The organism is Actinophytocola sp., assembly GCF_009379765.1.
Classification (GTDB): Bacteria; Actinomycetota; Actinomycetes; order Mycobacteriales; family Pseudonocardiaceae; genus Actinophytocola.
This window is the reverse complement of sequence record NZ_WHTD01000215.1, coordinates 1-13,182: the sequence shown is the minus strand read 5'-3', so window position 1 is coordinate 13,182 and position 13,182 is coordinate 1. Positions and strand designations below refer to the sequence as shown.

The window sequence follows — 13,182 nt, the reverse complement described above, 5'->3', positions numbered from 1 at the left end:
GCTACGGGCTCAGGCATGGTGCAGGTCGCGCTTGGCCGCGATCTTCGACGGCAGGCCCCACAGCTGCACGAAGCCCTTGGCCAGTGACTGGTCGAACGTGTCGCCTTCGTCGTAGGTCGCCAGGTTGAAGTCGTACAGCGACTGCTCGCTGCGCCGCCCCGTGACGACCGCGCGGCCGGCGTGCAGCGTCAGCCGGATGTCGCCGGAGACGTGCTCCTGGGTCTTGGCGACGAACGTGTCCAGCGCGTCCTTGAGCGGGGAGAACCACAGGCCGTCGTAGACCAGCTCGGTCCAGCGCTGCCCGACCTGCCGCTTGAAGCGAGCCAGGTCGCGCTCCACGGTGACGTTCTCCAGCTCCTGGTGCGCGGTGATCAGCGCGATCGCCCCGGGAGCCTCGTACACCTCGCGGCTCTTGATGCCGACCAGCCGGTCCTCCACCATGTCCAGCCGGCCGACGCCGTGCGCGCCGGCCCGCCGGTTGAGCTGCTGGATGGCCTGCAGCATGGTGACGGTCTCACCGTCGATGGCCACCGGCACGCCCTTGTCGAAGGTGACGACCAGCTCGTCGGGGGCCTGCCAGTTGACCGCCGGGTCCTCGGTGTAGGAGTAGACGTCCTTGGTCGGCGCGTTCCACAGGTCCTCGAGGAACCCGGTCTCGACCGCCCGTCCCCACACGTTCTGGTCGACCGAGAACGGGGAGGACTTGGTCTGGTCGATCGGCAGGTTCCGCTCGTGCGCGTAGGCGATGGCCTTCTCGCGGGTCCAGGCGAAGTCCCGGACCGGCGCGATCACCTTGAGGTCGGGCGCGAGCGCGCCGATGCCGACCTCGAACCGCACCTGGTCGTTGCCTTTGCCGGTGCAGCCGTGGGACACCGCGGAAGCGCCGTGGTACTTGGCCGCCTCGGCGAGGTGCTTGACGATCACCGGCCGGGACAGCGCGGACACCAGCGGGTAGCGGTCCATGTAGAGCGCGTTGGCCTGCAGCGCGGGCAGGCAGTACTCGTCGGCGAACTCCTCGCGGGCGTCGGTGACGACGGCCTCGACCGCGCCGCAGTCCAGCGCCCGCTTGCGGATGGTGTCGAGGTCCTCGCCGCCCTGGCCGACGTCGACCGCGACCGCGACGACCTCGGCACCGGTCTCCTCGGCGATCCAGCCGATCGCCACGGACGTGTCCAGGCCGCCGGAGTAGGCCAGCACGATCCGTTCAGTCATGGTGTTTCTCCTTCTTGTTCCAAGTCGGTACGTGCGGCCAGCGCGGTGAAGCGCTCGGCGAGGTCCTTGCCGGACAGCGGTTCCCTGGCGATGACCATGACGGTGTCGTCACCGGCGATGGTGCCGACGACCTCGTGCAGGGCGGCCCGGTCGATCGCGCTGGCCAGGAACTGCGCGGCACCGGGCGGGGTTCGGAGAACGGTCAGGTTGGCCGAGCAGTCGGCGGACACGAGCAGCTCGGCGAGCAGCCGGGCCAGGCGCGACGTGCCGCCCTGCACGCCGCGGACCGGGCTGCCGTCCTCCGGGATGACGTACACGGCGGCGCCGCCGTCGACACCGCGCAGCTTCACCGCGCCCAGCTCGTCGAGGTCGCGGGACAGCGTTGCCTGGGTGACCTCGATGCCCTCCCCGGCGAGGAGCTTGGCGAGCTCGGTCTGGCTGCGGATGCCCATCGAGGACACGAGCTCGACGATCCGGGCCTGGCGGGCGACCCGGCTGGTGTTGGCCGCGGTGGTCATGTGTGCTCCCCCAGCAGCCACGCGAGCAGCGCCTTCTGGCTGTGCAGCCGGTTCTCCGCCTCGTCCCACACCGCGCTCGCCGGCCCGTCGAGCACCTCGTCGGTGATCTCGGCGCCGCGGTGCGCGGGCAGGCAGTGCAGCACGATCGCGCCCGGCGCGGCGCGGCCCAGCAGCGCGGCGTCGACCTGGTACGGCCGCAACGGCGCCACCCGGTCCTTGCCGTCGTTCTCCTGGCCCATCGACGTCCACGCGTCGGTGACCAGGACGTGCGCGCCGTCGACCGCCGCGTGCGGGTCGGCCATCAGCGTGACGGTGCCGCCGGTCTCCTCGGCGCGGTGCTTGGCGTCGAGCAGCACCTCGCCGTGCGGCCCGAACCCCTCGGGGTTGGCGATCCGCACGTGCATGCCGGCGGTGGTGCCGCCGAGGAGCAGCGAGTGGGCCATGTTGTTGGCACCGTCGCCGAGGTAGGTCAGCGTGATGCCGGTGAGCCTGCCGAGCCGCTCCCGGACGGTCTGCAGGTCGGCGAGGACCTGGCAGGGGTGGAACTCGTTGGTCAGCGCGTTGACCACCGGGACCCGGGACACCGACGCCATCGCGGTCGCCCGCGCCTGGGCGTAGGTGCGCCACACGACCGCGTCGACGTAGCGGGACAGCACCCGGGAGGTGTCCTCGATGGTCTCCTCGCGGCCGAGCTGCATGGTGCGGCCGTCGACCACGATCGCCTGGCCGCCGAGCTGGCCGATGCCGACCTCGAACGACAGCCGGGTGCGCGTCGAGTTCTTGTCGAAAATCGTCGCGACCGACTTTCCTTCCAGGGCGCGGAACCCGAGCCGGTCGGCCTTCATCCGGTCGGCTAGGTCGAGTACCGCCCTCTGCTCGGCCGGGGACAGGTCGTCGTCGCGCAGGAAGTGCCGGACCATCAGGACTCCATGGCTGCGTCGAGGGCCGCCGGGAGTGCCGCGAGGAAGCCGTGGACGTCCTCGGCGGCCACGATCAGCGGCGGGGCGAGCCGGATCGTGTCCGGCTGCACGTTGTTGACGAGGTAGCCGGCCTGCTCGGCCGCGCCGGCGACCTTCGCCGACACCGGTGTGGCGAGCCCGATGCCCAGCAGCAGACCGGAACCGCGCACCTCGGTGACGAGCGGGTGGCCGAGGGCCTCGACGCCGGCGGTGATCTCCTTGCCGAGCGCGGCGGCCCGCTCGCACAAGCCGTCGGCGGCGACCGTGCGGAGCACCGCGAGACCGGCGGCGCAGGCGACCGGGTTGCCGCCGAACGTGGTGCCGTGGTGGCCGGGCCTCATCAGGTCGGCGGCCGGGCCGACGCCGATGCACGCGCCGAGCGGCAGCCCGCCGCCGAGGCCCTTGGCGAGCGTGATCACGTCCGGGGTGATGCCGGCCTGGTGGAAGGCGAACCAGCTGCCGAGCCGGCCGATGCCGGTCTGCACCTCGTCGAGCACGAGCAGCGCGCCGGCGGCGCCGGTGATCTCGCGGGCGGCCTGCAGGTAGCCGTCCGGCGCGGGGTACACCCCGCCCTCGCCGAGCACCGGCTCGACGAACACCGCCGCCGTGTCACCGTCCACAGCGGACCGGAGCGCGTCGACGTCGCCGAACGGGACGTGCGTGACATCGGGCAGCAACGGCTCGAACGGGGTCCGCTTGCCCGGCTGGCCGGTGACGGTCAGCGCGCCCATCGTGCGGCCGTGGAACGCGCCGGTGCAGGCGACGAGCTTGCCGCGGCCGGTGAGCCGGGACAGCTTGACCGCGGCCTCGACGGCCTCCGCACCGGAGTTGCCGAACAACACCTTCGCCCGGCCGGTGAGGCCGGCGACGTGCAGCAGGGACTCTGCGAGCTCGACCGCGACCGGGTTCACGTACAGGTTCGACGTGTGGCCGAGGCGCGCGACCTGCTCGGTGACGGCCGCGACGACCGCCGGGTGGGCGTGGCCGAGCGCGTTGACCGCGATGCCGCCGACGAGGTCGAGGTAGCGGTTGCCGTCGGCGTCCCAGACGTAGGCACCCTCGCCGCGCACCAGGGTGAGCGCGGGCGTGCCGTAGTTGTCCATGAGGGACGCCTGCCACCTGGCCCGCCCGTCCACATTGGAGTCGATCATGCGGTCTCCTCCTCGTTGGGCAGGACCATCGTTCCGACGCCGTGGCCGGTGAAGACCTCCAGCAGCACGGAGTGGGCGAGCCGCCCGTCGATCACGTGGGCTCGCGGCACGCCGCCGAGCACCGCGGCGAGGCACGCCTCCATCTTCGGGATCATCCCGCTGGCGAGGCCCGGCAGCAGCCGCGCGAGCTCGTCGGCGTGGACCACGTTGAGCAGCGAGCCCCGGTCGGGCCAGTCGGCGTAGAGGCCCTCGACGTCGGTCAGCATGACGAGCTTCTCGGCCCCGAGCGCCACGGCGATCGCGGCGGCCGCGGTGTCGGCGTTCACGTTGTGCGCCAAGCCGTCCGTGTCCGGGGCCACCGTGGACACCACGGGGATCCGGCCGGCGTGGACGATGTCGAGCACCGCGTCCGGGTTGACCGCGACGACCTCGCCGACGAGACCGAGGTCGACGACCTCACCGTCCACGGTGGCGGTCCGGCGCTGCGCGGTGAGCAGCCGGGCGTCCTCGCCCGAGATGCCGACCGCGTACGGGCCGTGCGCGTTGATGAGGCCGACGAGCTCGCGGCTGACCTGACCGGTGAGCACCATCCGGACGACGTCCATGGTCTCCGGGGTGGTCACCCGCAGGCCGGCCTTGAACTCGCCGGGGATGCCGAGCCGGTTGAGCATGGTGGTGATCTGCGGGCCGCCGCCGTGCACGACGACCGGGTGCAGGCCGGCGAGCTTGAGGAACACCATGTCCTCGGCGAACGCGGCCTTGAGGGTGTCGTCGATCATGGCGTTGCCGCCGTACTTGACCACGACGGTCGCGCCGTGGAAGCGCTGGAGCCACGGCAGTGCCTCGACGAGCACCGCGGCCTTCTCGGCGGCCTCGGCGCGTTCCAGTGCCTCGTTGGGGATCATGTGGAGTAGGCGCTGTTCTCTTCGACGTACCCGTGCGAGAGGTCCGTGGTGAGGACCGTCGCCTCGCCGTCACCGGCGTGCAGGTGGACCTCGACCTGGATGTCCCGGCCGGTGAGGTCGGCCTTGGCGCGGTCCTCCCCCTTCTCGCCCGCACGGCAGACCTCGACGCCGTTGATCGTGATGTCGAGCTCGACCGGGTCGAAGGTCGTGGGCGCGTTGCCGACGGCCATGGCGATGCGGCCCCAGTTGGGGTCGGAGCCGAAGAAGGCGGTCTTGCAGAGGTTGTCGCCGGCGATCTGCTTCGCCGCGGCGTGAGCCTCCGCGTCGGTCTCGGCTCCTCGCACGGTGACGCTGATGTGCTTGGTGACGCCCTCGGCGTCGGCCTGGAGCTGGTTCACGAGGTCCTGGCAGACGCTCGTGAGCACCTCGGTGAAGTTCGCCGGGGACGTGCCGGAGGCACCGGAGCAGAGCAGGAGGACGGTGTCGTTGGTGGAGGTGCCGCCGTCGACGTCGAGCCGGTTGAAGGTGGCGTCGACGGCTTGCGCGAGGGATCGCCGCGCGTCGCCGGGCACGGCGTCGGTGGTGAGGACGGCGAGCATGGTGGCCAGGTTGGGCGCGCACATGCCGGCGCCCTTGGCGAAGCCGCCGATGGTCCAGCCGTCCTGAGTGGACCTGGCGTGCTTCGGGACGGTATCGGTGGTCATCACGGCGGTCGCGGCGTCGACGCCGGCCTCGTGGGTGCTCGCCAGGCTTTCGACGGCACTGTCCACACCGGACTTGAGCTTGTCCATGGGGAGGCGCTCGCCGATGAGGCCGGTGGAGCAGACGGCGACGTCGATCGCGCCGATGCCGAGCGCCGCGGCGACGTGCTCGGCGGTGGCGTGAGTGTCCTGGAAGCCCTCGGGGCCCGTGCACGCGTTGGCACCGCCCGAGTTGAGGACGACGGCCTTGGCCCGGCCGGTCCCGAGTACCTGCTGTGACCAGAGGACGGGCGCGGCCTTGACCTTGTTCCTGGTGAACACCCCGGCGGCGACGTCCAATGGCCCGTCGTTGACGACGAGCGTGACGTCCTTGGCGCCGCTGGACTTGATCCCCGCGGCGACCCCGGCGGACCGGAACCCCTTGGGCGCGTTGACGGTCATGATGCCGCCTCCGCGGCGAAGAGTACGTCGGCAGTCATGATGCCGCCTCCGCGGCGAAGAGTACGTCGGCAGTCATGATGCCGCCTCCGCGGCGAAGAGTACGTCGGCAGTCACGGTGCCACTCCCGCTGTCGTGAGGCCGGTCGTCTCCGGTAGGCCGAGTGCGATGTTCATCGACTGGACGGCGGCGCCCGCGGTCCCCTTGGTGAGGTTGTCCAGGGCGGTGACGGCGACGAGCCGGCCGGCGTCGACGTCGACGGTCACCCTGATGTGGACGGCGTTGGAGCCGAGCGTGGCGGCGGTGGCCGGCCAGCCGTCCTCGAGCACGTGCACGAACGGCTCGTCGGCGTAGGCCTTCCGGTATGTCTCCCGCACGGCCTCGGCGTCTCCCTTGACGGGCGCGGAGGCCGTGGTGAGGATGCCGCGCGGCATGGGCGCGAGGACCGGCGTGAAGGACACCGTGACCGGGTGGCCGGCGACCGTCTCGAGGTTCTGCCGGATCTCCGGGGTGTGCCGGTGCGCGCCGCCGACCCCGTAGGCGGTGGCGGAGCCCATGACCTCGGAGCCGAGCAGGTGCGGCTTGGGGGCCTTGCCGGCGCCGGAGGTCCCGCTGACCGCAACGACGACGACGGCCGGCTCGACCAGCCCGGCGGCGAGCGCCGGGGCGAGCGCGAGGGAGGCACCGGTCGGGTAGCAGCCCGGGACGGCGACCCGCTTCGTGTTCGCGAGCCTCGCGCGAGCGCCGGGGAGCTCGGGGAGCCCGTACGGCCAGGTGCCGGCGTGGTCGCCGCCGTACCAGCGGGCCCAGTCGTCCGGGTTGCTCAGCCGGTGGTCGGCTCCGCAGTCGACGACGAGCGTGTCGGGGTCAAGCTGCGCGGCGAGCTCGGCGGAGCGCCCGTGCGGCAACGCGAGAAAGACGACGTCGTGACCGTCGAGCGCCTCGGGCGTGGTCTCGTCGAGCACCCGGTCGGCGAGCGGGACGAGATGCGGTTGGAGCGACCCGAGCGTGGCGCCGGCATTGCCGCCCGCGGTGAGCGCCCCGATCTCCACCCCGGGATGCCCGAGCAGCAGCCGAAGCAGCTCACCCCCGGCATACCCGGAGGCCCCACCAACCGCGATCCGAACCGTCACCTGGATGATTATGCACAGCTATGCAAGATCATTCAAATTGGTTCTCGGACTCCCCCGGCGTGTTCTGCGCCACCTTCTCCAGGAGGTCGAGGGCCTCGGTCACCGAGGTGAGGTAGTCCTGGAACACCGGCCGCGCCGCCGAGGTCAGGCGGGACCAGGCCGGTGAGACGTCGATCGCGCCGCGGGACTCCTGGTCGAAGGCGTCCAGGACGGCGTCCGGCAGGAAACGGTACGGGGCGCCGGCCGAGCGGGTCCAGCGGCGCAGCAGGGCGCCGGACGCCGACGTGTGCAGGGCGACCAGCTGGTGGCGGCGCAGCGCGACGGTCAGCTCGTTCGTCAGGTCGTGCATCCCGTCGTCGGTCCAACGGGGGCTCTGCCAGCGCTGGCGGACGGCCAGGTACAGCTCGTCGAAGCCCAGGTCGGACAGGGTGCCGAGACCGTCGACGTAGTCCGGGCCGGACAGGGCGACCTCGCCGTGGACCCGGACCGCGTGGGCTCGGCCCGGCTCGGACAGCGTGTCGCGCAGGAAGCGCCGCAGGGTGGTGAAGGCGTCCGGGTCCGATGGGTCGGGACACTCCAGCACCGTGACCGAGAAATGAGGGCTGAGCCCGGCCAGGGGCGGCACACCGGAGGTCGTCTGGTTCGTCATGTTCAGGTCCTCCCCTGCTCGAGTTGACGCTCAGCATGGGGTGAGTACCTGCACCAGTCCTGGATCAGACCTGTACGCAGACGACGGGCGCCCCGGCCGAGACGAAGCCGGGGCGCCCGTGTCGTGCGGGAGTGCGTCAGCGCGGGATCGCCGCCGCCGCGAGCTCCTTGCGCAGGTCGGTGCCCGTGTCAGTACCCGTGGACGCGGCCCGCTTGTCAGCGGTCGCGCCGGACGGGACCGGCTGCGGCACCGGGTCGCACTGCACGTCCGACCGGTTGCCGGACTTGCGCTCGGGCAGCGCCCCTGTCTTCAGGTACTCGATGATGATGCTGTCGGTGCACTCCACGCCGGACAGCGAGCCGGAGTGGGTGGTGCCGCCGACGCCTTCGATGAGCACCGAGTTCGGGAAGCGCTTACGCACCTCGATCGCGCCCGGGTACGGCGTGGCCGAGTCGTTGGTCTCGTTGATCAGCAGGGCGCTCTCCACGCCGCGGCCGTCGACCTTCACCGGCTTGCCGGAGTCGCCGTGCCAGTACAGGCACGGACCGTTGAACCACGCGTTGCCCCAGGTGGTGAACGGGGCTCGGATGTGGGTCAGCCAGTTGTCGACGCGATAGTGGTTGATGTTGGTCGGCCACCTCGCGTCGGTGCAGATGACGGCCAGGTAGACGGCATGCCCGTTGTCCTCGAACGGCGGGCTGGCGTACAGGTCACGCAGAGGCGCGAAGTCGCCGTCGTGGACCCAGCTGGCGAACGCGTTGGCGATGTCCTCCCAGCCGTACACGTAGTACGCGGCCGACAGGAAGATGTCCGTCCACTCGTCCGGTCCGATGATCTCGCCCGCGGGGTGCCGGATCAGCTTCGCCTGCTCGCTGTAGAACAGCTTCAGGACGTCCTTGCCGGTCTTGCCGAGATGGTAGATGTCGTCGTACTTGGCGACCCAGTCGAAGTAGATCTTGATGTTGCGGTCGAACGCGATGTCCTGGTCGATGTTCGCCTCGTACCAGACCCGGGCCGGGTTCACGTTGCCGTCGAAGACGACGCGGCGGAGCTTGTCCGGGAACATCGTGGCGTACACCTGACCGAGGTAGGTGCCGTAGGAGAAGCCGTAGTAGTTGATCTGGGCGGCACCCAGCGCCTTGCGGATGCTGTCCATGTCCTTGGCGGCTTCGATGGTGGTCATGTGGTCGAGCAGCTTCTTGCCGCCGTTCTCGAGGCACGCGTCCGCGTAGTCCTCGGACCGCTGCAGCCACGTCCGCTCGAGCTTCGGCGTGACCGGCACGTAGTACGGCCGGTTGTAGCCGTCGAAGTCGGGGATGCAGCTCAGCGACGGCTCGCTGGAGCCGACGCCACGCGGGTCGAAGCCGACCCAGTCGTAGCTGTCGCCGGCACCGTCGGGCAGGAAGAAGTCGCCGAAGACCGCGTAGATCAGACCCGAGCCACCGGGGCCACCCGGGTTCACCAGCGCCGGGCCCTGGTACTCCGAGTCGGGCGTCTTGTGGCTCACTCGCGAGACCGCGAGCCTGATCTTGTCACCGCGCGGTTTGGCGTAGTCGAGGGGTACCTCGACGAAGCCACACTCGGCACCCGACCGAACGAGGGTCGGATTCTCACATTCACCCCATTGGATGGGCTTTGGGGTGAATTCCGGCGCGTGGTGCGTCGGTTTGGCCGACTCGGCGTTAGCAAGCGGAGCAACTATCACTCCACTCAGTACAACTCCCGCCGCCGCGACCACGGCAACGAATCTGTTCACTTTGCCCCTCTTCCTCTCCTTGTCGCCGCTTGGATCCGTGCAGACCAAGGGCCCCGCCAGAGCCTGCCGCCGGTTCACGCCCCGCGGAATACTCCGTTCGTCGATTTATGAGAGCGTGACCGCACTCAGCGCAACCTACCGGTTACCAGGAAGAACGTTTTTGTCGGTGCCCCCGCGTACCTTCGCTGCCATGACCGACACCCGCGAAATCGCGCCCGCCTCCACCGCCCTCGTCGCCGCCGTACGCGCAGGCCTGGCCGAGCTCGCCGATCCCCGCAAGGCACCGGACATGCAGCGGTACATGAAGTCCGAGATGCCGTTCCGCGGCGTGCCCACACCCGAACGCCGCGCACTCGGCCGGCGGCTGTTCGCCGAACACCCGTTGTCCGATGTGGACGCCTGGCGGGCCACCGTGCTGTCGCTGTGGCGGGAGGCCACGTTCCGCGAAGAGCGCTACCTGGCACTCGACCTCACGGGCCAACGGCGCTACGCCGGTTGGCAGACACCCGACCTCTTGCCGATGTACGAGGAGCTCGTCGTCACCGGCGCGTGGTGGGACTTCGTGGACGAGATCGCCGGCCGGCGGGTCGGCCCGTTACTCCAGGCCCACCGCCCCACGGTCACCCCCGTGATGCGCCGGTGGGCCACCGACCCGGACCTCTGGCGGCGCCGCACGTCGATCATCTGCCAGCTGGGTGCCAAGGAGGACACCGACACCGCCCTGCTCACCGGCTGCATCGAGGCCAACCTCGACGACCGTGACTTCTTCATCCGCAAGGGCATCGGCTGGGCGCTGCGGCAGTTCGCCAGGGTCGAGCCGGCCTGGGTGCGCAACTTCGTCGACGGTCACCCGGCCCTGTCCCCGCTGTCGCGAAAGGAGGCGACCAAGCACCTCTGAATACCGGTTGCGTGGCCCCGGCAGGATGGGGGCATGCCGTCGGACGGACCCAACACGCGCGTCACGATCGCCACCGACCTCACCGAGCTCGGCCTGCGCGAGGGCGACATGGTGCTGGTGCATACCTCGTTGAGCTCGTTCGGCTGGGTGTGCGGCGGCGCGGTCGCGGTGGTGCAGGCGCTGCTGGACGTCCTCGGTCCCGCGGGCACGCTCGTGGTCCCGGCTCAGACGATGGGCAACTCGGACCCTCGGCACTGGTCGAGGCCACCGGTGCCCGAGGACTGGTGGCCGATCATCCGGGAGACGATGCCGGCGTTCGATCCGCGGATCACGCCGAGCGTCGGGCTCGGCGCGGTCGCCGAGATGGTCCGCCGGTGGCCGGGCGCGGTGCGCAGTGGTCATCCGCAGGCGTCGTTCGCCGCCGTGGGTGCGCGGGCGGCCGAGCTGATGGCGGAGCACCGGCTGGACAGTCACCTGGGTGAGGGCTCACCGCTGGCGGCGCTGGAGCGCGCCGGAGCACGGGTGCTGCTGCTCGGGGTCGGGTTCGACGTGTGCACGGCGTTCCATCTCGCCGAGTACCGGGTGCCGATGCCGACCACCGAGCTCGGCGCCGCGGTGCTGACGGCCGACGGTGGGTGACGTTCACGGACGTGGCCACCGACAGCGACGACTTCGCGGACCTGGGCGAGGACTTCGAGCACACAGGCGCGGTCACCAAGGGCATGGTCGGGCAGGCGGTGAGCCGCCTGTTCGCGGCGGACAAGGCGGTGGCGCACGCGGTGGCGTGGTTCCCCCTGAACCGCAAACCCGCCTGACCCCGAACCCGCGAGTCCAATGCTCCGGACCCGCGAGTCCGTCGGACGCGGGCGGCCCCGTGCCCGACGCGGCTCAGCCGCGGAGGACGGCCCCGTGCCGCTCTGTTGCCGCGGCCACGGCGGCGTCGCGGGCGGTGGTGGCCTCCTCGACGGTGAGCGTGCGGTCGGGGGCGCGGAAGCGGAGCGCGTACGCGAGCGACCGCTTGCCCTCCCCCACCTGCTCGCCGGTGAAGACGTCGAACAGGTTGAGGTCCTCCAGCAGGTCCCCGCCACCGCCGCGGAGCGAGTTGGCGATCTCGCCGACCGGGACCTCGGCGTCGACGACCAGCGCCACGTCCAGCAGTACCGGCGGGTACGGCGACGGCGACGGTGCGGGCCGGCGCTCCACGAGCGGCAGCCCGTCGAGCTTGAGCTCCATGGCGCACGTCCGCTTGGGGAGGCCGAGCGCGTCGACCACCTTCGGGTGCAGCTCGCCCGCGTAGCCGACCGGCAGGTCGCCCACCAGCAGCTGCGCGCACCGGCCGGGGTGCCACGGCGCCAGCTCGGCGGCCTTGACCGTCAGTGACACACCGGACGCCTCGGCGACGATCTCGGCGGCGCGGACCGTGTCGGCCCAGGAAGCCGGCTCGCCCGGGCCCCACCAGCCGGCGCGCTGGCGGTTGCCGGCGAGCACCACGGCGACGTGGGTGGGCTGCTGGGGCAGTGCGGCGCGCAGGCTGGCCAGGTCGGCCTCGCTCGGGCGGCCGGCCACGCCGACCTCCGGCACCGGCACCTGCTGCGCCTTCGGCAGCACGACCTGCCCGACGTGGTACAGCGCGACGTCGCGCATCCCACGGGACACGTTGCGCACCAGCGTGTCGAGCATGCTCGGCAACAGCGTGGTCGCCATCTCGCCGCGCTCGGACTCGAGCGGGTTCAGCAGCGACACGGTCCGCCGTCGGCTGTCGTCGGGGCCGAGCCCGAACGCGTCCCACACGGTCGGCGACAGGAACGGGAACGGCAGCACCTCGATGTACCCGGCCTCGGCGAGCGCGCGAGCCACGGTCCGGCGGCGACGCTGCGCGGCGGTGGTCCCGGTGCCGGCCGGTGCGGCGGGCAGCACCGACGGGATCGTCTCGTAGCCCTCCAGCCGCAGCACCTCCTCCACCAGGTCGGCAGGCTCGACGAGGTCGGGCCGCCAGCTCGGCGGGATGGCCGTGACGGCGGGGGTGCCCTCGTCGGAACTGCGGACCTCGATCTGGCAGCCGATCTGGCTGAGCCGGCGCGCCGTCACGCCCCGCTCGTAGCGAACGCCGGCGACGCGGTCGGGCAGACCGATCGCCATCGTCACCGGTGGCAGCTGCCGCGGCACACCCTCGTCGGTGCGACCGGGCTGGATGCTGCCGTCCGCGTGGTCGCGCAGCAGCCGGGCCGCCCGCTCCAGCGCGGCCGGCGGCAGCAGCGGGTCGACACACCGCTCGAACCGCTTCGCCGCCTCGCTCGGCAGCTTGTGCCGGCGCACCGCCCTGGCGATCGACGCCGGGTCCCAGATCGCGGCCTCGAGCAAGATGTCCGTGCTGTCCGACCGCACCTCGGTGCTGGCGCCGCCCATCACGCCGGCGAGCGAGATGGGGCCGGACTCGTCGGCGACCACGATGTCGTCGGGGTCGAGCGTGCGCTCCACGTCGTCCAGGGTGGTGAGCTTCTCGCCCTTCTCGGCCCGCCGGACGGTGATCCGCTTGCGGAGCGACGGCGTGTCGAACGCGTGCATCGGCTGGCCGGTCTCGAGCATCACGTAGTTGGTCACGTCGACCGTGAGCGAGATCGACCGGATGCCGGCGAGCAGCAGCCGCCTGCGCACCCACCACGGCGTCGGCGCGGTGGGGTCGACCCCGGTGATCCGGCGCGCGACGAACCGCTGGCACCCGTCCGGGTCCTCGATCTCGACCGGGAACGCGTGCCCCTCGGCGGCCGGCACGTCGATGGCCGCCGGGTCCCGGTACTGCAGGTCCAGCGCGCAGGCCAGCTCCCGGGCGAGACCACGCACGGAGAACGCGTAGCCGCGGTC

Annotated in this window: 11 protein-coding genes and 1 pseudogene; 2 read left to right on the top strand and 10 right to left on the bottom strand. The window is 71.5% G+C overall.

What is annotated here, in order from left to right; genetic code table 11:
* Positions 1–9: 9 nt before the first annotated feature.
* The 9 genes from GEV28_RS38975 to GEV28_RS38935 all read right to left on the bottom strand — a co-directional run bounded on the left by GEV28_RS38975 (position 10) and on the right by GEV28_RS38935 (position 9,422).
* Positions 10–1,212: an argininosuccinate synthase gene (locus GEV28_RS38975; RefSeq protein ID WP_291418842.1), complete on the bottom strand. Its 1,203-nt coding sequence runs from the start codon at positions 1,210–1,212 to the stop codon at positions 10–12.
* A complete protein-coding gene (locus GEV28_RS38970; protein ID WP_291418840.1) occupies positions 1,209–1,730 on the bottom strand; it encodes an arginine repressor in 522 nt (173 codons plus the stop codon). The genes GEV28_RS38975 and GEV28_RS38970 overlap by 4 nt, the downstream gene beginning before the upstream one ends.
* On the bottom strand, positions 1,727–2,650 hold the full coding sequence (argF, locus tag GEV28_RS38965; protein WP_291418838.1) for an ornithine carbamoyltransferase: 924 nt from the start codon (positions 2,648–2,650) through the stop codon (positions 1,727–1,729). Before argF ends, GEV28_RS38970 begins: the two co-directional genes overlap by 4 nt.
* A complete protein-coding gene (locus GEV28_RS38960; RefSeq protein WP_291418836.1) occupies positions 2,650–3,840 on the bottom strand; it encodes an acetylornithine transaminase in 1,191 nt (396 codons plus the stop codon). Before GEV28_RS38960 ends, argF begins: the two co-directional genes overlap by 1 nt.
* Positions 3,837–4,745, bottom strand: a complete 909-nt coding sequence (argB, locus tag GEV28_RS38955; RefSeq protein WP_291418834.1) for an acetylglutamate kinase — start codon at positions 4,743–4,745, stop codon at positions 3,837–3,839. Before argB ends, GEV28_RS38960 begins: the two co-directional genes overlap by 4 nt.
* On the bottom strand, positions 4,742–5,887 hold the full coding sequence (argJ, locus tag GEV28_RS38950; protein WP_291418832.1) for a bifunctional glutamate N-acetyltransferase/amino-acid acetyltransferase ArgJ: 1,146 nt from the start codon (positions 5,885–5,887) through the stop codon (positions 4,742–4,744). The genes argB and argJ overlap by 4 nt, the downstream gene beginning before the upstream one ends.
* Positions 5,888–5,997: 110 nt before the next feature.
* On the bottom strand, positions 5,998–7,017 hold the full coding sequence (gene argC / locus GEV28_RS38945) for an N-acetyl-gamma-glutamyl-phosphate reductase (protein ID WP_291418830.1): 1,020 nt from the start codon (positions 7,015–7,017) through the stop codon (positions 5,998–6,000).
* 28 nt (positions 7,018–7,045) lie between these two features.
* Complete coding sequence (locus tag GEV28_RS38940) at positions 7,046–7,666, bottom strand: hypothetical protein (protein WP_291418829.1); 621 nt, start codon at positions 7,664–7,666, stop codon at positions 7,046–7,048.
* A 136-nt stretch (positions 7,667–7,802) separates the two neighbouring features.
* Positions 7,803–9,422, bottom strand: a complete 1,620-nt coding sequence (locus GEV28_RS38935; RefSeq protein WP_291418828.1) for an alpha/beta fold hydrolase — start codon at positions 9,420–9,422, stop codon at positions 7,803–7,805.
* A gap of 190 nt (positions 9,423–9,612) precedes the next feature.
* On the opposite strand from GEV28_RS38935, the gene GEV28_RS38930 reads away from it, so the two are divergent.
* Both GEV28_RS38930 and GEV28_RS38925 read left to right on the top strand, forming a co-directional pair.
* Positions 9,613–10,320 carry a DNA alkylation repair protein gene (locus GEV28_RS38930; protein WP_291418826.1) on the top strand — a complete coding sequence of 236 codons (708 nt, stop codon included), beginning with the start codon at positions 9,613–9,615 and terminating at the stop codon, positions 10,318–10,320.
* 33 nt (positions 10,321–10,353) lie between these two features.
* Positions 10,354–11,135: pseudogene (locus GEV28_RS38925) on the top strand (aminoglycoside N(3)-acetyltransferase).
* A gap of 73 nt (positions 11,136–11,208) precedes the next feature.
* On the opposite strand, the gene pheT reads toward GEV28_RS38925, so the two are convergent.
* Positions 11,209–13,182, bottom strand: a 1,974-nt coding sequence (gene pheT / locus GEV28_RS38915; protein ID WP_291418820.1) for a phenylalanine--tRNA ligase subunit beta, incomplete at its 5' end; no start/stop codon positions are given.

Bases quoted from the DNA above. Each gene is read 5' to 3' on its own strand.
- GEV28_RS38975 (WP_291418842.1), bottom strand. From the start codon at position 1,212: ATGACTGAACGGATCGTGCTGGCCTACTCCGGCGGCCTGGACACGTCC.
- GEV28_RS38970 (WP_291418840.1), bottom strand. From the start codon at position 1,730: ATGACCACCGCGGCCAACACCAGCCGGGTCGCCCGCCAGGCCCGGATC.
- argF (WP_291418838.1), bottom strand. From the start codon at position 2,650: ATGGTCCGGCACTTCCTGCGCGACGACGACCTGTCCCCGGCCGAGCAG.
- GEV28_RS38960 (WP_291418836.1), bottom strand. From the start codon at position 3,840: ATGATCGACTCCAATGTGGACGGGCGGGCCAGGTGGCAGGCGTCCCTC.
- argB (WP_291418834.1), bottom strand. From the start codon at position 4,745: ATGATCCCCAACGAGGCACTGGAACGCGCCGAGGCCGCCGAGAAGGCC.
- argJ (WP_291418832.1), bottom strand. From the start codon at position 5,887: ATGACCGTCAACGCGCCCAAGGGGTTCCGGTCCGCCGGGGTCGCCGCG.
- GEV28_RS38940 (WP_291418829.1), bottom strand. From the start codon at position 7,666: ATGACGAACCAGACGACCTCCGGTGTGCCGCCCCTGGCCGGGCTCAGC.
- GEV28_RS38930 (WP_291418826.1), top strand. From the start codon at position 9,613: ATGACCGACACCCGCGAAATCGCGCCCGCCTCCACCGCCCTCGTCGCC.